At 52.1% G+C, this 388-nt stretch carries 1 rRNA gene; it reads right to left on the bottom strand.

The window, feature by feature from the left end:
- Nucleotides 1-322: 322 nt before the first annotated feature.
- A 16S ribosomal RNA gene (locus HCA61_RS25905) occupies nt 323-388 on the bottom strand; the annotation flags it as partial.

Here is a 388-nt window from a genome sequence, read left to right on the forward strand (position 1 = left end):
TACGCTCATAAACACTTACAACAAAGATGCTCGCGTCCACTGTGCAGTTCTCAAACAACACACAACAACCCCTACCGGAACCCACCCACAGGCAAGAACTTTCGAAGATCATCGTCGCTGATCAAACACGAAAACGTGTTCTCTCAGGACCCAACAGCGCACCGATATAACCACCGCAGAAGAAAACATGATGCTTCCTCCGACACGATGATGCTTGTCAGCGTTCCACCCATGAGCAACCGTGTCCCACATACGGAGACAAACGGCCTCTGGTCACACACATTCACCGACTCTTCGGGATGCATGGACAGATGCTCCTTAGAAAGGAGGTGATCCAGCCGCACCTTCCGGTACGGCTACCTTGTTACGACTTCGTCCCAATCGCCGA

The sequence above is a fragment of the Rhodococcus sp. HNM0563 genome, from assembly GCF_012726195.1.
Classification (GTDB): domain Bacteria; phylum Actinomycetota; class Actinomycetes; order Mycobacteriales; family Mycobacteriaceae; genus Rhodococcus.